This is a genomic window from Stenotrophomonas maltophilia, assembly GCF_023518235.1.
Taxonomy (GTDB): Bacteria; Pseudomonadota; Gammaproteobacteria; order Xanthomonadales; family Xanthomonadaceae; genus Stenotrophomonas.
In genome coordinates, this window is the sequence record NZ_CP090423.1 from 1,852,508 (window position 1) to 1,870,595 (window position 18,088).

13 protein-coding genes are annotated in these 18,088 nt (G+C 66.5%); 6 read left to right on the plus strand and 7 right to left on the minus strand.

Annotation, left to right across the window (positions count from 1 at the left end):
* Window positions 1–66: 66 nt before the first annotated feature.
* Entirely contained in the window at window positions 67–3,372 is a 3,306-nt protein-coding gene (locus tag LZ605_RS08840) for a phospholipase D-like domain-containing protein (protein WP_249844518.1), read from the minus strand.
* Window positions 3,372–6,557 carry a type VI secretion system Vgr family protein gene (locus LZ605_RS08845; RefSeq protein ID WP_249844519.1) on the minus strand — a complete coding sequence of 1,062 codons (3,186 nt, stop codon included), beginning with the start codon at window positions 6,555–6,557 and terminating at the stop codon, window positions 3,372–3,374. The genes LZ605_RS08840 and LZ605_RS08845 overlap by 1 nt, the downstream gene beginning before the upstream one ends.
* A gap of 423 nt (window positions 6,558–6,980) precedes the next feature.
* On the opposite strand from LZ605_RS08845, the gene LZ605_RS08850 reads away from it, so the two are divergent.
* The 6 genes from LZ605_RS08850 to LZ605_RS08875 all read left to right on the plus strand — a co-directional run bounded on the left by LZ605_RS08850 (window position 6,981) and on the right by LZ605_RS08875 (window position 12,297).
* Complete coding sequence (locus LZ605_RS08850) at window positions 6,981–7,967, plus strand: PhoH family protein (RefSeq protein ID WP_249844520.1); 987 nt, start codon at window positions 6,981–6,983, stop codon at window positions 7,965–7,967.
* The gene (ybeY, locus tag LZ605_RS08855; RefSeq protein ID WP_107230403.1) at window positions 7,964–8,449 is read left to right on the plus strand and encodes an rRNA maturation RNase YbeY; all 486 of its coding nucleotides are present in this window, start codon (window positions 7,964–7,966) and stop codon (window positions 8,447–8,449) included. Before LZ605_RS08850 ends, ybeY begins: the two co-directional genes overlap by 4 nt.
* Before the next feature lie 56 nt (window positions 8,450–8,505).
* Window positions 8,506–9,072, plus strand: a complete 567-nt coding sequence (locus LZ605_RS08860) for a hypothetical protein (RefSeq protein ID WP_409461431.1) — start codon at window positions 8,506–8,508, stop codon at window positions 9,070–9,072.
* 64 nt (window positions 9,073–9,136) lie between these two features.
* Entirely contained in the window at window positions 9,137–10,018 is an 882-nt protein-coding gene (locus LZ605_RS08865) for an HlyC/CorC family transporter (RefSeq protein ID WP_107230401.1), read from the plus strand.
* Window positions 10,015–11,268, plus strand: a complete 1,254-nt coding sequence (locus LZ605_RS08870) for a DUF4105 domain-containing protein (RefSeq protein WP_249844522.1) — start codon at window positions 10,015–10,017, stop codon at window positions 11,266–11,268. Before LZ605_RS08865 ends, LZ605_RS08870 begins: the two co-directional genes overlap by 4 nt.
* 6 nt (window positions 11,269–11,274) lie before the next feature.
* Window positions 11,275–12,297 carry a magnesium and cobalt transport protein CorA gene (locus LZ605_RS08875; RefSeq protein ID WP_249844523.1) on the plus strand — a complete coding sequence of 341 codons (1,023 nt, stop codon included), beginning with the start codon at window positions 11,275–11,277 and terminating at the stop codon, window positions 12,295–12,297.
* A gap of 74 nt (window positions 12,298–12,371) precedes the next feature.
* On the opposite strand, the gene LZ605_RS08880 is transcribed toward LZ605_RS08875, so the two are convergent.
* From LZ605_RS08880 to LZ605_RS08900, 5 genes are all read right to left on the minus strand, one after another.
* Window positions 12,372–13,736, minus strand: a complete 1,365-nt coding sequence (locus LZ605_RS08880; protein ID WP_249844524.1) for an NAD-dependent succinate-semialdehyde dehydrogenase — start codon at window positions 13,734–13,736, stop codon at window positions 12,372–12,374.
* 66 nt (window positions 13,737–13,802) lie between these two features.
* Complete coding sequence (locus LZ605_RS08885; RefSeq protein WP_249844525.1) at window positions 13,803–14,645, minus strand: ABC transporter permease subunit; 843 nt, start codon at window positions 14,643–14,645, stop codon at window positions 13,803–13,805.
* Window positions 14,642–15,574 carry an ABC transporter permease subunit gene (locus LZ605_RS08890; protein ID WP_107230397.1) on the minus strand — a complete coding sequence of 311 codons (933 nt, stop codon included), beginning with the start codon at window positions 15,572–15,574 and terminating at the stop codon, window positions 14,642–14,644. Before LZ605_RS08890 ends, LZ605_RS08885 begins: the two co-directional genes overlap by 4 nt.
* Window positions 15,571–16,707 (minus strand): ABC transporter ATP-binding protein, encoded by a 1,137-nt coding sequence (locus tag LZ605_RS08895; protein WP_249844526.1) that lies wholly within the window; start codon window positions 16,705–16,707, stop codon window positions 15,571–15,573. The genes LZ605_RS08890 and LZ605_RS08895 overlap by 4 nt, the downstream gene beginning before the upstream one ends.
* A 195-nt stretch (window positions 16,708–16,902) precedes the next feature.
* On the minus strand, window positions 16,903–18,012 hold the full coding sequence (locus tag LZ605_RS08900) for a polyamine ABC transporter substrate-binding protein (protein ID WP_154262979.1): 1,110 nt from the start codon (window positions 18,010–18,012) through the stop codon (window positions 16,903–16,905).
* Window positions 18,013–18,088: the final 76 nt, after the last annotated feature.

Consider the following 18,088-nt stretch of genomic DNA (forward strand, 5'->3'; position numbering starts at 1 on the left):
CGCGAGCAGTCGCGCTGGCGGCGAGCGTGCCGACTACGAGTAATGTTGCAGAGATGCACCCAACTTTCATGCCTGATGCCCTTCGTCGTTGCCGTCTTGGCGACTTGCCATCAGCGTACCCGATGCTGGGCCCGCTGGAACTCGCACGTTCGCGATGATCTCCGTTGGCATCAGAGCCGCCGGATCGTCCATTCCATGCCCCCACATCAAAGGCATTGCCACCCAGAATCCCTTCAAACCACCCTCCAGGTTGCTGGGACCCAAAAATGACATCACTTTCTCCACATTGTGGCGCCCTACCTTCAACGTACGCGCGTTGACGACCTCACTCACTTCGCGCATGAACTCTGGCGAAAGATCCGAGGGCTGCGCATAGAGCATCCTGCCTACCTTATTCCCATCGTCAACCAACCCTGCCGACGGAAAGCCACTGAATACTGCATCGTAGCGACTCATTGCGTCTCGCGGCACATTGGGAAACACACGCTGATACAACGAAGCATTGAACTCAGCGATCCCTTGCACCTTCTTCCAAGTTGCCCCAGACGCAGGTTTTCCAACGTCTACAAGAGACGACTTTTTCCGGAAAGGAGGATGATTTGGGTTGCCCTCCACGGCGGTGTAACCTTGCAGCTTTCCAGGAACATCCTCGATCTCTTCCCCCAGGAACTTCCTCCAGAGCTTCATCCGAAGATCCCGCGCAAACTTCCGGGTTATCACCTGCAAGCCATTGCCCAGGTCCATCGACTTGGCCGCACCATCCACGATCACGGCGGCGATCTCGGTATCGCCCGTGCCCAGCAGGCTGCGGTCGTTGCAGTTCGCACTTCCAATGATGGCCACAGCGTCGTCCACGATCAGCAGCTTGGAGTGTACGTAACACTGCTCGGTCACCACGTACAAGGGGGTGGCCTGATCCGCGCCGATCGTATGCGGTGTGTAGTGGTTCTTATGGTTGACGTCGGCAAGGACCCCATAGCTTCTCAGGTTCATTACCGACAGATATTCCTTCCAGCGCCCGGCCTTCACCTCTGCCTGCAGATCGGCCTCTTCCACGCTCGCCTCGCGGATGTCCTTGTCGCGCGCGATCAGTGAACGGCAGATGCGCCGGATCAGGCTGTCGTCGCCACGCAACAGGGTCTGCTGCACCCAGTACTGCTGCTTCAGCACGGCACCGTCGAACAGGCTGCCTTCCGGATGCACGGGCAAGGTGATGTACACATGGAAGCCCTGTCCGGCCACGATGGCACGGCGGATGCGCGCGGCGATCGCCGCCACCAGCGGGTTGCTGGCCGCTGACTTCACGCCCTGCTTGCGCTTCACCAGGTCCTGCACGACGCCGGTTTTCCCGATGGGCCCACTCATGGCCACGCCTTTGTCGACGTAGCCGGCCTTCTTTTTTTCGGCCTTGGTCATGGGCCGCCGTTCACCGCCCTTGATCGCCGTCTCCACTGTACTGCCCGCCTCAGCGTCGGACCAACCGCATTCGGAAATCAGGAACTGGGTCTCGAGGTAGACAAAAGCACGCGCCGAGGCGATGCAGTTGACCATCGCATCAAGGATGGAGTGCATCGGCTGGTTGCGCTCCCAGTACGGCTGCAGGCAACTGGCATCGTCCAGGTTCAGGCCGAGTTCCTTGCAGCCCTTCTTCTCCAGCGCATGCAATGCCGTGCCCGAGGAACGCACGATCTGTACGGTGACGTCGCCGGCCGTGCCAGGCCGGGCCAGGTCACCGAACAAAGCCTGCATGCCGCCCATCGACTGCAGCCATTGATCGCTCAACGGCGTCAGTTCCATGCCACGTGCCAGCGTGGTCTGCTCCGGCAGGCCTGCGCCCATCCAGTCGTTGGCGCCGCGGATGCCACGGTTCAGGACCTTGCGCACCGCCGTGCCGATTTCACGGTCGCCGCGCTGGTTCTGCCAGACCATCGCGTTCCAGCGGTGCATGAAGTTGCGGCAGATATCGAACACCGCCGGGCCCTGCAGGCGCGCGTGCACGTCCTGCCACGGCATGCGCGGCTGGCGGCCACTGTCGAGCAGGCGCTGGATGCGATCCACCGGCTCGTTGATCCACTTCACCAGCGATTCCCACGCTTGTTTGGCCTTGTTGAACTTGTTCTCGATCTCGTCATATTTGGTCTTGGCATCCTTGACCAGCGAGTCAGGATCGCGCACGTATCCCACAACGGTGGTGGCCGTCTTGATCGGGCCCAGAATGACGTCCTTGATCGCGGCCTTGCGCTCGTCGACCCACTCGCCGAACTTCTTCGCCTGGATCTTCGTGAAGCCTTCCACCGCACGCCCGGCGGCGGCAGCCGCCTCGCCGACGTTCAGCTTGACCGCTTCGTCGGCGGCCCGGTTGGAGGCGGCGATGACGTCGGCGTATTCCTTTTCGATCTCGGTCAACCACCCTTGAATGGCCAGGAAGGTCTTGGCGACCGAACGCTGTACCTTGACCGCCTCTTCCATGCCCGGAATGACCATTTCGGCGAGCTTGCGGATGCCTTCGCGTTCCAGCGCGTCGGGAACGCCCAGCTTGTCCGCATAGTCCTGCAGTTCGGCCAGTGCGGCGCCTGCATCCCACTGCGCCTTCATCCGGTCCAGCGCGATGGCCAGGCCCGGCACGTATGCCTGGGCAAAGCCGGGGCGGACACGGCCGACCGCGTCCGGGCTGGTATCGGGCTTGTCCAGGGTCAGGTCCTGCTCGGCACTCGTCATGCCCCGAAACTTGCTCAAGCAGTTGTTGTAGTGGTCATTGAGCACATGCAGCTTCGGGTCGCAGACCACGTCGAAGTTGCCGTCGTCCCAGCGCCCGTGGGCGATGTCCAGGCCGCCGACGAAGCCGATCTTCCCGTCCACCACCAGGATCTTCTGGTGGTGCGAGAAGGCGATGTTGAAGGCATCGGTGCGGCCGGTGGCCGGGTTGTGCAGGCCAACCTGCACCTGCCCCGGGGTGTTGGCATCCTGCATCTTGTACAGGGCCGTGCGCGCTTCGTTCTCGTGGGTGTAGGCCGCCGCCTCGACACTGTCGTAGAGCAGCACCCGCACGTCCACGCCGCGCTGGTTGATGGCATCGAACAGCAGTTCGCTCAGGCGGCTGGCGTGGGCACCACCGCGGCTGTCCAGCTCGGTGTCAAAGTTCATCTGCCAGTCGGCGATGAAGATGAACTTCTGCGCGCCGCGGATGGCATCGGCCATCGCCTTCATCGCCGAGCGGCCGTCGGTGTAGGCGTCAACCTTGTTGCCGCTCCGCACCGGCGCGAACTGCCGGTCCGGTGGCGCGTAATAGTCACCGCTGGTGGTGCCCTTCTGCCCGTCAAGGCAGGTCAATGCGTTATGCGGGACGCTGCCCAGCTTGGTGCCGTCTGCCATCACTGGATCTCCTTGCGCTGGGCCGGGTCGGCGTCGATGTGCGACTGGAATTCGTACTCGGCGCGCTGCCGGTAGGCATGCAGCGCCGCGTCATCGGGAAGGTCGGCCAGGGTCTTGCCGTAGTTGATCGCTTCGAGCGTGTCCATGGTGGCGCGCACGCCCGGCGAACTGCTGTAGGGGCGCGGACGCTGCAGGGGAATCACGTCGATCCCATGCACCAGGAACAGGCGCCCCGGGAACCGGCCGGCATCGTTCCAGATCTTCGCGCACAGGGTGTCATCCAGGCTGACCTCGCCCTGCTCGTCGGCCTGCCCTTCGGCAACGGTCTCGGCCCAGTTGCCTGGTACCAGCGCGCCATCACGCATGTCCTCGTCCAGCGCCTGGCGGGTACGCACGATCTTCCAGGGCTGGCCTGCCAGCGGATGCCCCTGTGGTCCCGGAATGTCCTGCAGGCGGAAGGCCAGCTTCGGAATCTGCTCGCTGAGGGTGCTGGTCGGCATGTCCGGGAGCGCGTAGCTGAGCTGCGCGGGCCCGACGAAGGATTTCTGTCCGGCATGGACGGTGATGGTGCCGGGACAGTTCACCACCAGGTTGCCACCTTCCAGGGTGAGGCTGGCGCCACCGGCGGTGGCGATGTGCAGGGTGCGCGGCGCGGCCAGCTCGACTGCGGCCTGGGCGCTGGCGGCACGCAACGCCGCCCGCGACTGCACGGTGATCGCAGCGGACTGGGCGCGGACGTCCAGCGCTGCCTGCCCCGCTACCAGGGTCAATGCCGCATCGCCGGCAAACCCCCGACCGCTGGCGGCCAGCAGGCCGACCGCCTGCGTCGCGTGCAGGCGCGCGTTGCCGGCCACGCTGGCGTCACTGTGCTGGCCACTGGCCAGGACCACCTGGCAGGCGCTGCTCCAGTGCAGGCCCTGACCGGTGACCATCGCCAGACCGGCATGGCCATGCAGCCCCAGCGTGGGTTCACGGGTGTGCGGGATGTTGCCGGCCGTGGCGCGGTCATCGCTGCCTGCGCGGGCCTGGTCATAGCTCTGCCCTGGCACGACGGCACGGGCAATCCGCTGCAGGCCGGCCAGGCCGGCGCTGTCGTCCGGCGGTGCATGGCTGGCCAGGCCGACGGTGCGGTGGACCGCGGCCACGTTGTGACTGGAGGCCGCCAGCGTGGTGGCCTGCTGCAGCAGCGCGCCTGCGGGCACCGCTTCGCCGGCCGGCGACAACGCGGTATGCGGGCGTGCGCTCAACCAGGCGCCACGTTCGGCGCGCAGCGCACCCCAGCAGGCATCGCTGCGCAGTTCCACGCCCTCACCGCGCAGGGAACCGCGATGGTTGTCGGCCTGGTGCAGCAGGTGCCCCAGGTTCAGCTCGCTGTGGGCCTGGCTGCTGGCCAGCTGCAGGCGCAGCTGTGCATCGGTATCGTCGAAGACCAGGCGGTTGTAGCCACTGCCGGACCATTCCCGTGACTGGATGCCCCACAACGCACCGGCGTGCCGATGCTGGTCGTCGCCGGCGGCCATGGCGTGCCAGGCCGGCGCGTGACCACCGGCCGCGTTGCCCTGCGCGCTCGGACGGTTGTCGGCAGCCTGCTTGAACATACTGCTGCCACTGTCCGCCGCGGCAGCCCCGGCAGGCGTGGGGGCGATACCGGCGTCGCCACGGCCGTTGTAGAGGGCACCGAGCACCAGCGGCCGGTCGATGTCACCATCCAGGAAACCCACCAGCACTTCCTGGCCCACGCGGGGCAGGAACTGCGCCCCTACACCCGGCCCGGCGTAGCGTTGTGCCACCCGCATCCAGCAGGTGGCAGCCGCATCGGAGGCCCCCTGCAGATGCAGGCGGACCCGTATCCGGCCCTGGCTGTCGGCATGCAGGTCGGCGTCGTCGCGGCCTGCGCCGGACACCACTGTGGCGCTCTGGTGACCGGGCGCGATCGGGCGCGGGTTGAGCCGCTGCCCGGTGCCGTCGAGCAGGACCGGACGCCAGCGCTGCTGCTGGTCGACGGCACGGAACCGGTTGGCGTAGCCCATCGCCGGGCTTGCTTCCAGCGGCGCACCGGGCAGCGCGACGCTGGCGGAAAGCCAGCGGGCCGGCGGCGCCGCACGCGGCTGATCGCGCCCTTGCGCGACCGGTAGCGGGTTGCAGCCATGATGGAGTATCTCGGTGGGCAGGATCACCGGCGCCGAACCGGTGCCCGTAGCCAGCACACGGATGAACCAGCCCGCCTGCAGGCTGCGGACAGTGCCCGCCCCCCACCATCCGCCCAACCCGGCTTCATGGGCTTCGGCGGCCAGCCGGGCCCGTCGCTGGCCATCACCGGCGTCGGCGAAGGCATGCGCACCAGCCGGATCGTAGACTTCGCGCGAACTGTGGCCGGCGCCCTGCAACGGCAGCTGCGCATGGCGGACGACCGGCCCCTTGTAATCGCTGGTGACCAGTGACAGCCGGTTGCTGCCCAGCTGCCGACGCGCGCCCAGTGCCTGCAGAGCATCGGCCTGCTCGGTGCCGTCATGGCGATGGAAGCGGATACCGCCGTCGCGGGCCGACTGCGGATTTTCCGGCTGCGCGCTGCTGTCGGAGAACAGCACAAGCGTCAGTGCGCCCTCGGCGTCGTTCTGGAAGGCACCGGCAATCCCCTCTTCGGCCAGCAGGCGCTGCACGAAGGCCAGGTCCGATTCCCGGTACTGCACGCAGTAGCTGCGCGCCGGTGCGGCGGCCAGGTCGGCCACCGCATCATCGCTCCAGCGCCAGCGGGCCAGTTCGGCATGCCCGCCCAGCACGTCCTCGACAATCTCGCGCACGCTGCGCGCCTGGTACACACGGCTGTGCCGGGCATGCCCCAGCAGCCAGGTCCACGGCACACAGTGCAGACGGTAGCGCGCCAGCCCCCCGTCGGTATCCAGCAGGCGCATCGCGGCGATGTAACCGCAACGGACATGGTCCTGGCCGTCATCCAGCCGGGTGATCAGCGTCGCCTTGCGCCCGGGTCCCTCACTGATGGGCAGGCCGGCATCCACATGCAGCACATCCACCCAGTAATCGAATCCGTCACCGAGGCGCTCGTGGCCCCACCATTGTTCAACGAGCAACGGGGGCAGGCCCTCGGCCTGCAGACGGTGCAGCTGGCGCTCGGGCTCCAGCCCGGCCAGCGAAGCGAGTGCGACTCGCGCGTGTGAAGCATCCATGACGTCTCCTGAGCCAGGCACTCCTGTCCTGGCGATGGCTTGCCTGCCTGCTTCCCCCTGCACCTGGCCGCACCGCCGCCGGGATTCCGGAGGTGGCCAGGCAGGCAGTCCGCGCACAGCGCAGGACCGGGTGGAAGACCCTGTTCCCTTGGGGCTCGGGGCCGATACTCGTCCCCGCACGGGGCTGCCGTCAAGTTTCCGGCGCCCCGGCGGCCAATCTCCGTGACGCTTTTTTCACCACCGGCTCATACCGCTTGTGGCACAAGCAGTGGCGAGGTCTATCCACAGGTTTGCGCAGGTGCCGTCCACACCCGGTGTGGAGAACTTCCCCGCGCGCCCGTGCTGGCCGTCCGCGCACCCGCGCGCTACCCTTGTTTCCCCTTGAAGACACTGCGGTGGAAGGCGTCCGCCCCACCCCGAGCAATGAAAAGCATCGAGCATCGAGACTTCACCCTGTCGCCGGAAGACAATGAGCGGCTGGCCAACCTGTGTGGCCCGTTCGACGGTCATTTGCGACAGATCGAACTGAAACTGGGCGTGGAAATCGCCAACCGTGGCTTCGTGTTCCGCATCAGCGGCCCGAAGGACGCCATCGTCGAGGCACAGAAGCTGATCGAGGCGCTGTACGCCGAGACCGCCGAGACCACCTTCGACAACCACGCCATCCACCTGCGCCTGGCGCAGGCCAATCTCGAGCAGATCGCCGAGCGCTCCTATGAGGCACAGGACGTGGCGATCAAGGTCAAGCGCGGCACGGTGCGCGGCCGCGGCGCCAACCAGGGCCGCTACCTGCACCAGATCGCCACCCATGACATCAACTTCGGCATCGGCCCGGCCGGTACCGGCAAGACCTTCCTGGCCGTCGCCAGCGCGGTGGAAGCACTGAACGAATCACGGGTGCAGCGCCTGATCCTGGTGCGTCCGGCGGTGGAGGCCGGCGAGAAGCTGGGCTTCCTGCCCGGTGACCTGAGCCAGAAGGTGGACCCCTATCTGCGCCCGCTGTATGACGCGCTGTACGAGATGATGGGCGTGGAGAAGGTGGTCAAGCTGCTGGAACGGAACGTCATCGAGATCGCGCCGCTGGCGTACATGCGCGGGCGCACGCTCAACGATGCGTTCGTGATCCTGGACGAAGCGCAGAACACCACCATCGAGCAGATGAAGATGTTCCTGACCCGCCTCGGCTACGGCTCCACCGCAGTGGTGACCGGCGACCTGACCCAGACCGACCTGCCCAAGCATGTGAAGTCGGGCCTGCGCGATGCCATCGATGTGCTGCGTGACGTCGACGGCGTCAGCTTCACCTTCTTCGAATCGCGCGACGTGGTCCGCCACCCGCTGGTGGCGCGCATCGTCAGCGCCTACGATCGCCGCGACCTGCATCAGATCCAACCTGGAGCGACTCCATGACTCGTGGTCCTGTGCGACTGGATGTCGCCGTCAGTTACGCCCTGCCCCGTGCCGGCCTGCCGTCGGCGGTAAGTTTCCGCAAGTGGGTGGCGGCCGCGCTGAAGGGCCGCATCCGCGAGGCCGACCTGGCCATCCGCGTGGTCGATGCCAAGGAAGGACAGTCGCTGAACCGCCACTACCGCGGCAAGGACTACGCCACCAACGTGCTCAGCTTCCCGGCCGAAGTGCCCGAAGGCCTGCCCAAGGGCGTGAAATTCCCGCTGCTGGGCGACCTGGTGATCTGCGCGCCGGTGGTGGCCCGCGAGGCCGACGAGCAGGGCAAGGCGCTCAATGCCCACTACGCGCACCTGACCGTGCACGGCGTGCTGCACCTGCTGGGCTGGGACCACGAGGACGACAAGGAAGCCGAAGCGATGGAACAGCTGGAGCGCGAGATCCTGGCCGAGCTCGGCATCGCCGACCCCTACGCTGGCGAGCGCTGAACGCGCCATTTCAACGCCGAGCCGGCGCTCGGCTCTACAACGGAAACCTTTTCGTGCTGCTGCGTACTGCCCTGCCCCTGCTGCTTGCCGTGTCCGCCCCTGCCTCTGCGCTTGATCTGCCGGCCCTGATCGAATGCCGCCAGGGCGTGACCGACCAGGCCGCGCTGGCGCCCCTGCTGGCCGACCCGCTCAAGGCCGTGGCCCAGGGCCTGCAGCCGCTGCCGCAGGGCAACCAGTTCATGAGCGAGTACCGGCTGGCGCAGCCGATCAGCGTGTTCGGGGAACGCACCGAGCATGTGGCCGTGGCCGGTTCCAGCGTCATGGCGATCCTCGACCAGGCCGACCCGCGGCCGCTGGCCAAGCGGCTGGAGCTGGAGACCGGCTACGACCAGGATGGCAAGTTCATGGCCGGGCGCGAGCTGGTCAGCCGCGACGTGACCGACCCGAAGACCGGCGAGGCCCAGATCGAGTCGATCATCCTCAGCGTCTCCACCGTGGCCTCCCACCCCGGCAAGACCCTGGCCGGCTGCACCTACAGCCTCGACCTGCCCGAAGAAGAAGCCCCCGCCCGGCCTGAACTGGCCCCACCGCCGATCACCGGCCCGGGCAGCGACGGTCACTGACAGGGCGCCACATCCTGCTAGACTGGGCCCAACGCCCGGCTTGCCGGGTGCCCTTTTTCCAGAGATGTCAGAAGACGACAGTAGTAGCTCCGCACAGGAGCCCAGTGAAAAGAAGCGCGGCTGGCTTGAACGCCTGACCTCGGCCTTCTCCGGCGAACCCCATACCCGCGACGAGCTGGTCGCTGTCCTGCACACCGCGCAGGAAGAGGGTCTGATCGCCGCCGATACCCTGAAGATGATGGAAGGCGCCATTTCGGTGGCCGAGCTGACCGTGGGCGACGTGATGATCTCGCGCTCGCAGATGGTCTCGCTGCCGGTCGAGGCGCCCTTCCTGGAACTGATGAAGCAGGTGGTCGAATCCGGCCATTCGCGCTTCCCGGTGCACGGCGAGAACAAGGACGACATCCTTGGCATCCTGCTGGCCAAGGACCTGCTGCGCGGCGTAGTGGCCGACAACGGGCCAGCCAACGTGCGTGAGCTGCTGCGCCCGGCGGTGCTGATTCCCGAAGCCAAGAAGCTCAACGTGCTGCTGAAGGAATTCCGCCTGTCGCGCAACCACATGGCCATCGTGGTCGACGAGTACGGCGGTGTTGCCGGCCTGGTCACCATCGAGGACGTGCTGGAGCAGATCGTCGGCGAGATCGACGACGAGCATGACGAGGCCGAGGATCCGTCGGCGCAGATCGCCATCCAGTCCGACGGCCAGTACGTGGTCGATGCGCTGACCCCGATCGGCGACTTCAACGAACGCTTCGGGGCCAGCTTCTCCGATGAGGACTACGACACCATCGGCGGCCTGGTCACCGAGGCCGTGGGCCATCTGCCGGAAGTCGGCGACGAGCTGGCACTGGACCGCTTCATGTTCCGCGTCGCCCGCGCCGATGCGCGCCGGGTGCAGGCCTTCCACGTGACCGTGCTGCCGCCGGACGCGCAGGACGACGCTTGAAGCGCCGCGGTCTGATCGTGACCCTCTGGCTGGCACTGTGCGTGCTGGCCATGGCCCTGCCGCTGGCCGCTTTCGCGCAGCCGGCGGCGGCCCCGTCTGGCGCTGCGGCGCCTGCCGGCACTGAGGCGCCCGCCCCGCGCATCGGCGTGGTGACCATGCAGCCGGGCACGGTGTTCTTCGAACGCTTCGGCCACGACGCCATCGTCGTGCTCGATCCGGTCAGTGGTCAGGCGACTTCGTACAACTTCGGCTACTTCGATCCGTCCGAGGACGATTTCATCGGCCGCTTCGTGCGCGGCGAGATGATGTATTACCTGGTCGCGCTGCCGTTGCAGCAGGACCTGTCGTACTACGACGAGACCGGCCGAGGCGCCAGCGTGCAGTGGCTGGACCTGCGCCCGGACCAGGCGCGGGCGATGGCCGCCGATCTGGCCGAGCGCGCGAAGCCGGAAAACGCGCGCTACCACTACGACTACTACACCGCCAACTGCGCCACGATGGTGCGCGACACCCTGGACAAGGCGCTGGGTGGCGGCCTGAAGTCGCAGCTGGCCGGGCGTTCGCGCGGCAACACCTACCGCAGCGAGTCGGTGCGCCTGGCCTCGCCGGCACCGTGGATGTGGCTGGGCTTCGACCTTGGTCTGGGGCCGTTCGCCGACCAGCCGCTGTCGCGCTGGCAGGAAGCGTTCGTACCGATGCGCCTGGCCGATGCACTGCGCCAGGCGCGCAACAGTGATGGCCGGCCGTTGGTGCAGTCCGAGCAGGAACTGCTGCCGCACCGCATCGATCCGGAACCGAAGGAGACTGCGCGCCGCTGGTGGCCCTGGCTGCTGCTGGGCCTGGCCGTCGCCGCCGGTGTGCTGGCGCTGCGGCGGCGTCCACGCCTGCTGGCGGGGCTGGCGCTGCCGTTCTGGCTGTTGTGTGCCCTGTTCGGCGGCGTGCTGGTGTTCCTGTGGGGCTTCAGCATCCACTACGCGGCCTGGGCCAACCGCAACCTGCTGCTGCTTTCGCCGCTGGCGGTGCTGCTGCTGCCGGGCGCCATCGCCCTGCTGCGCCGGCGCGTGCCGGGGCGCATGTTCAGGATCGTGCTGTGGCTGCTGGCGGTGCAGGCCGTGGCCGCGCTGGTGCTGCACTGGCTGAGCCTGCAGGCACAGTACAACGTGCAGTGGATCGTGCTGCTGCTGCCGATCCACGTGGCGTTAGCCTGGGTGCTGGGGCGCCATCCTCACTTGTCCGAAACACGCCACTGACGCACGATGGCGGGCATGTCATTGCCCGCCACTGCTTCGGCCCCCGCTTCGGCCAACCCAACCTGCGTCATCAACTGCGTCCACTACGATGACGAAGGCAGACGCCACGACATCAGCCTGGATGCCATCAGCGATGTCATCGCCAGTGGCAACGGCTTCGTCTGGGTCGGCCTGTACGACCCCAACGACGATGTACTGCTGAAACTGCAGGAGGAATTCTGCCTGCACGACCTGGCCATCGAGGATGCGCGCAACGCGCACCAGCGGCCCAAGGTCGAGACCTATGGCAACTCGCTGTTCGTGGTGGTGACCACGGCGCAGATGGTCGACGAACGCATCCAGTACGGTGAAACCCACGCCTTCCTCGGCCCGCGTTTCCTGGTGACGGTGCGCCATGGTGCCTCGCTGTCCTACGCGCCGGTGCGCGCGCGCGTCGAGCGCGAACCACAACTGTTGAAGATGGGCCCGTCGTACTGCCTGTACGCGGTCACCGACTTCGTCGTCGACAACTACCTGCCGATCGTGCACCGCTTCCGCGACACCCTGGACCTGCTGGAAAAGGACATCTTCGCTGACAACTACAAGCGCAGCACGGTGGTGCGGCTGTATGAACTCAAGCGCGAACTGAACAAGATGCGCATGGCGGTGGCGCCCCTTCAGGACGTGCTGGCGCAGATCCGGCGTTACCAGGGCGATCTGATTCCGGACGAGGTGAAGCTGTACGTGCGCGATGTGCACGACCATGCGGTGCGCATCAGCGACGTGATCGATACCCTGCGCGAGATGCTGGGCACGGCATTGAGCGTGAACCTGTCGCTGGTGACGCTGGCACAGGGCGAGACGGTGAAGCGGCTGGGTGCGTGGGCCGCACTGCTGGCCGCGCCGACGCTGATCACCAGCTGGTATGGCATGAACTTCAGCCATATGCCGGAGCTGAGCCAACCCTGGGCTTACCCGCTGATGATCGTCGGCGTGGGCGGCGTCTGTGTGGGCCTGTACCGGCTGTTCAAGCGCGCCAGGTGGTTGTGACCCGCTTCTGGTAGTGCCGGCCGCTGGCCGGCAATCCGGCAATGCCGGCCAGCGGCCGGCACTACCGTTCGGCATCAAGCCACGTAGATGGTCTTGATGTTCATGAACTCATGGATGCCGTGCTCGGCCAGTTCGCGGCCGAAGCCGGACTGCTTGCTGCCGCCGAACGGCAGACGCGCGTCACTCTTGACGATGGCATTGACGAAGGCCGCGCCGCACTCCATGCCCTGGGCGAAGCGTTCGCCACGCACCGGGTCGCCGGTCCACACGCTGCCGCCCAGGCCGAAGCGGGTGTCATTGGCCACGCGCAGGGCCTCGGCTTCGTCCTTGACCCGGATGATCGCCGCCACCGGCCCGAACAGTTCCTCGTCGTAGGCCGGCATGCCTGGGCCGACCTGATCGAGCACCGTGGCCGGATAGCCGGCATGGGTGCCGGCGATCGGTTCACCGCCGATCAGCACGCGCGCGCCCTTGGCCACGCTGGCCTGCACCTGCTTGTGCAGTTCCTCGCGCAGATCGGCCCGGGCCATCGGTGCCAGCGTGGTGCCGCGCACATCGGGATCGCCGTACTGGCGCTCGCCCGCCGCCTCGACAAAGCGGCGGGTGAACTCTTCAGCCACCGCCTCGACCACGATGAAGCGCTTGGCCGCGATGCAGGTCTGCCCGCTGTTGTCGAAACGTGACTTCACCGCAGCGGCGACGGTCTTGTCGAGGTCGGCATCGTCGAGCACCACGAAGGCATCGCTGCCGCCGAGCTCCATTACCGATTTCTTCAACTGGCTGCCGGCATTGGAGGCAATCGAGCGCCCTGCCCGCTCGCTGCCGGTCAGCGTCACCGCCTTCACCCGTGCATCGCGCAGCACGTCGGCGGCCTGGTCGTTGTCGATGTGCAGCACATCGAACACACCGTCGGGCAGGCCACCGTCACGGCACACGGCCAGGATCAGGTCGGCACACTGCGGCACATTGCTGGCGTGCTTGAGCAGGGCCACGTTGCCGGCCATGAACGCCGGGGCGAGGAAGCGGAACACCTGCCAGACCGGAAAATTCCAGGGCATCACCGCGAACACGCAGCCGATCGGCTCGTAGCGCACGTAGCTGCGCTGCGCCTCGGTGTCGATCAGCTGCGGCTTCAGGTAGTCGGCCGCGTGGTCGGCGTAGAACTCGCAGGCCGCCGCGCATTTGTCCACTTCGGCCAGCGCCTCGGCCTTGAGCTTGCCCATCTCGTGGGTCATCGCCTGCTGCAGGTCGTGGCGGCGCGTGCGCAGCTGTTCGGCGATCTGGCGCAGGATCACGCCGCGTTCCTGCAACGAGCGCGCGGCCCAGTCGGGGAAGGCATCGGCGGCGGCCTGCAGGCGCTGCTCGATGTCGGCAGCGTCCATCAATTCATGGCGGTAGGTCACCTGGCCACTGGCCGGGTCGACGATCTCGACGGTCATGGGGGATCTCCATCAGGGTGACCCCCATTGTGCGCTGCCGACCGTGAGCCGGATGTGGCTGCGGCGTCAGCCGTTGTCCTGCCGCGCCAGCTGCAGGTCGCGCTGGCGGCGCTTTTCCGCTCGCGCATTGATGTACCAGCCAATCACCGCGGCAATCGACACCGCCGACACCAGCAGCGTGGCCAATGCGTTGATCTTCGGGCTGATGCCCATGCGCACCGAAGCGAACACCTTCATCGGCAGCGTGGTCGAGCCCGGCGTGGCGACGAAGCTGGCGACCACCACGTCATCCAGCGACAGGGTGAAGGCCAGCAACCAACCGGCCACCAGCGCCGGCGCGATGATCGGCAGGGTGATGCGGCCGAACACGGTCAACCGGCTCGCGCCCAGGTCCATCGCCGCTTCCTCCAGCGAGAGGTCCATTTCCTGCAGGCGCGAAGACACCACCACCGTGACGAAGCACAGGGTGAAGGTGACGTGCGCGATCCAGATGGTGGTCAGGCCGCGCGCCGGGAAACCGGGAATCGCGCCCATCGAGGCCAGCAACGCCATCAGCGAGAAACCGAGGATGACATCCGGCATCACCAGCGGTGCGGTGACCAGCGCGCCGAACAGCGGCTTGCCACGGAAGCGCTTGAAGCGGGTCATTACCATCGCCGCCAGCGTGCCCAACACGGTAGCGGTACAGGCGGTCCAGAACGCCACCACCAGGCTGGTCCACATCGCGTCCATCAGCGCGCGGTCGGCGAACAGGTCGCTGTAGGCGCGGGTGGAAAACCCGGCCCAGACCATCGCCAGCCGCGAGCTGTTGAACGAGTAGAACATCAGCAGCAGGATCGGCAGGTACAGGAACGCGAAGCCGAGCAGCAGCACGCCCAGCCCCAGACCCTTGGCAATACGCGGGCTCATGCCTGCTTCCCTTCCAGCAGGCGCTGCTGGGAACGGTTGAACAGCAGGATCGGCACCAGCAGCAACAGGATCATCGCCACCGCCATCGCCGAGGCGCCCGGCCAGTTGCGGTTGTTGAAGAACTCGTTCCACAGCTGGCGGCCGACCATCAGCGTCTCCGAGCCGCCCAGCATTTCCGGGATCACGAATTCACCGATGGCCGGGATCATCACCAGCATGCAGCCGGCGATGATGCCGGCCTTGGACAGCGGCAGCGTGATGCGCAGGAACGCCTGCCACGGTTTGGCGCCGAGGTCGTAGGCCGCTTCCAGCAGGCGGTGGTCATGCTTGACCAGGTTGGCGTACAGCGGCAGCACCATGAACGGAAGATAGCAGTAGACGATGCCGATGTAGGCCGCGGTCGGCGTATCGATCAGCTGCAGCTTGGGCAGGCCCAGACTGGTCATCAGCGATTGCAGACCGGTGAACTGCAGGAACTGGTCGAGCAGCCCGTTGCGGTCCAGGATCGCCTTCCAGGCGTACACACGGATCAGGAACGAGGTCCACGACGGCAGCACCACCAGCATCATCGCCACGTTGCGCGCGGCCGGTGACAGGCGGGCGATGGCATAGGCCATCGGGTAGCCGATCAGCAGGGTCAGGAAGGTGGAGATCGCCGCGATCTTGATCGAGCTCAGGAACGCCTGCGCGTAGATCGAATCGCGGAACAGCGCCAGGTAGTTTTCCAGGTTCAGCTTCAGCGAAAACGCGCCGTCGACGTACTGCAGCAGCCAGGTGTACGGCGGCGAGCCGACCCGGCTGTGCGAGAAACTGATCATCAGCACGATCAGGAACGGCACTGCGAAGAACAGCAGCAGCCACAGGTACGGAATGCCGATCACCGTGGCACGCAGCCCCGGCAGCCAGCGCTTCAGGCCAGCGATGCTCATGAGGTGAGCACCACGCCGTCGTTGTCGCGCCAGTGCACCCACACGTTGTCGCCCCAGGTCAGGCCATCGCTGGCCCAGCGCTGCGAGTTGGCGAAGTTGGCCAGCACCTTGGCGCCGCTGGGCAGGCGCACGTGGTAGACCGAGTGGCTGCCGAAGTAAGCGATGTCCTCGATCACGCCCTGCGCCTTGTTGGTGTGCCCTTCCGGCTCGTCCTTGCCGATCATCACCTTCTCCGGGCGCAGCGCGAACGCGACCGGCTGCCCTTCATAACCGGTGATGCCGTGGGCGATGTAGATCGGCGCCGGGAACAGCGGCGAGCGCACGGTCACGTACTCGGGCAGGTCCTCGTCGATCACCCCGTCGAACAGGTTCACCGAGCCGATGAACTCGGCGACGAACCGGTTGGCCGGCTGCTCGTAGACCTCGTCGGGCTTGCCGACCTGCTGGATCCAGCCAGCATCCATCACCGCGATGCGGGTGGCCATGGTCATCGCTTCTTCCTGGTCGTGGGTGACCATCACGCAGGTCACGCCCGATGATTCGATGATGCTGACCAGTTCCAGCTGCATCTGCGAGCGCAGCTTCTTGTCCAGCGCGCCCATCGGTTCGTCCAGCAGCAGCAGCTTGGGCCCCTTGGCCAGCGATCGTGCCAGCGCCACACGCTGCTGCTGGCCACCGGACAACTGGTGCGGCTTGCGCTTGCCCAGGTGGCCCATCTGCACCAGCTCCAGCATCTCGCCGACACGCTTGCTGATCGCGTCCTTGCCCAGGCCATCCTGCTTCAGCCCGAAGGCGATGTTCTGCTCGACCGTCATGTGCGGGAACAGGGCATAGGACTGGAACATCATGTTGACCGGCCGCTGGTACGGCGGCAGCGCGTCCAGGCGCTGGCCATCCAGGGTGATGCTGCCCTTGGTGGGCGTCTCGAAGCCGCCCAGGCAGCGCAGCAGGGTCGATTTACCGCTGCCGGAGCCACCGAGCAGAGCAAAGATCTCGCCCTTGCGCACGTCCAGGTTGACGTCGTCGACGGCGACGAAACCGTCGAATTCCTTGCGCAGGTCACGAATGGAGAGATAGCCGGGCGCACCGGTCGTGTCGACGACGGCGGCTACCGGCTGGGCTTCAACGGGCATGGGGGCTCCGGGAGCGGGCGGTGGACAGCGGCCGCCATTCTACCGGCCGGGGGCCGAAGGGGATATGACGGGAGCTGGCGGGCGGCTCCGGTGGAGGCCGGGCCTTGCCCGGGGGCCGACCGCCGCGCTCGCCGGGCATGGCCCGGCGCTACCAGGTCGCGGCTGCCGGAACAGGCCCGGCGCCGCTGGAGCCACTCAACGGCCGGTCTTCACCTCGGTCCACAGCCGGGTGTAGAGCTTGTCGGTCTCCGGCGTATTGATCGAGTAGGTGAACATCTTCTCGGCCACATCGGCCGGCGGGTAGATGGTCGGGTCGGTACGGATCGCCTCGTCCACCAGCGGGGTCGCGGTCGGCACCGGGTTGGCGTAGTGGATGAAGTTGGTGTTGGCCGCAGCGACCTTTGGCTGCAGCAGGTAGTTGATGAACTGGTAGGCCGCCTCCGGATGCTTGGCATCCTTGGGGATCGCCAGCATGTCGAACCACTGCGGGGCGCCTTCCTTCGGGATCGAATAGGCCACGTGCACGCCATTGCTGGCTTCCTCGGCACGGTCGCGGGCCTGGATGATGTCACCCGACCAGCCCACCACCAGGCAGGTGCCACCGTTGGCCAGCGAGCCGACGTACTGCGAGGAGTGGAAGTTCTGCACGTACGGGCGGATCGACTTCAGCAGGTCGGCGGCCTTCTGCAGTTCGGCCGGGTCGCCACTGTGCGGATCCAGGCCCAGGTAATGCAGCGCGATCGGGATCATGTCCGCCGGCGTGTCCAGGATGGTCACGCCACAGTCCTTCATCTTGCTGATGTTCTCCGGCTTGAACACCAGGTCCCAGCTGTTGGCGATGTCGGTGCTGCCGCCGAAGCGCTGCTTCAGCATGTCCACGTTGTAGCCGATGCCGGTGGTGCCGATCATGTACGGCACGCCGTACTGGTTGCCCGGGTCCTGGGTGGCGATGCGCTTCATCACCGCCGGATCGAGGTTGGCCAGGTTCGGGATCTTGCTCTTGTCCAGCGGCAGGAACACGCCGGCCTGGATCTGGCGGCCGAAGAAGTTCAGCGTCGGCACCACCACGTCGTAGCCGCTGTTGCCGGCCAGCAGTTTGGTCTCGACCATCTCATCGCTGTCGAACACATCGTAGGTCACCTTGATCCCGCTCTCCTTCTCGAAGGTCGGAATGGTGTCCTCGGCGATGTAATCGCTGTAGTTGTAGACGTTCAGGACCTGGCTGTCCTGCGCGCCGCCATTGCCACCGCTGCAGGCGGCAAGCATGGCGGAGGCCAGGCCGAGCGTGAGGATACGCAGCTTCATCGGGTGCTCCAGAATGCGGGAAGGGGGGCCGGCGGGGCCGGCGACGGATGCCAGCCTACCCCCCGGCGGCGGATTT

Coding starts and splice junctions, on each gene's coding strand:
- LZ605_RS08865 (WP_107230401.1), top strand. CDS start 9,137: ATGTCAGAAGACGACAGTAGTAGCTCCGCACAGGAGCCCAGTGAAAAG.
- LZ605_RS08900 (WP_154262979.1), bottom strand. CDS start 18,012: ATGAAGCTGCGTATCCTCACGCTCGGCCTGGCCTCCGCCATGCTTGCC.
- ybeY (WP_107230403.1), top strand. CDS start 7,964: ATGACTCGTGGTCCTGTGCGACTGGATGTCGCCGTCAGTTACGCCCTG.
- LZ605_RS08875 (WP_249844523.1), top strand. CDS start 11,275: ATGGCGGGCATGTCATTGCCCGCCACTGCTTCGGCCCCCGCTTCGGCC.
- LZ605_RS08880 (WP_249844524.1), bottom strand. CDS start 13,736: ATGACCGTCGAGATCGTCGACCCGGCCAGTGGCCAGGTGACCTACCGC.
- LZ605_RS08845 (WP_249844519.1), bottom strand. CDS start 6,557: ATGGATGCTTCACACGCGCGAGTCGCACTCGCTTCGCTGGCCGGGCTG.
- LZ605_RS08850 (WP_249844520.1), top strand. CDS start 6,981: ATGAAAAGCATCGAGCATCGAGACTTCACCCTGTCGCCGGAAGACAAT.
- LZ605_RS08840 (WP_249844518.1), bottom strand. CDS start 3,372: ATGGCAGACGGCACCAAGCTGGGCAGCGTCCCGCATAACGCATTGACC.
- LZ605_RS08890 (WP_107230397.1), bottom strand. CDS start 15,574: ATGAGCATCGCTGGCCTGAAGCGCTGGCTGCCGGGGCTGCGTGCCACG.
- LZ605_RS08895 (WP_249844526.1), bottom strand. CDS start 16,707: ATGCCCGTTGAAGCCCAGCCGGTAGCCGCCGTCGTCGACACGACCGGT.
- LZ605_RS08885 (WP_249844525.1), bottom strand. CDS start 14,645: ATGAGCCCGCGTATTGCCAAGGGTCTGGGGCTGGGCGTGCTGCTGCTC.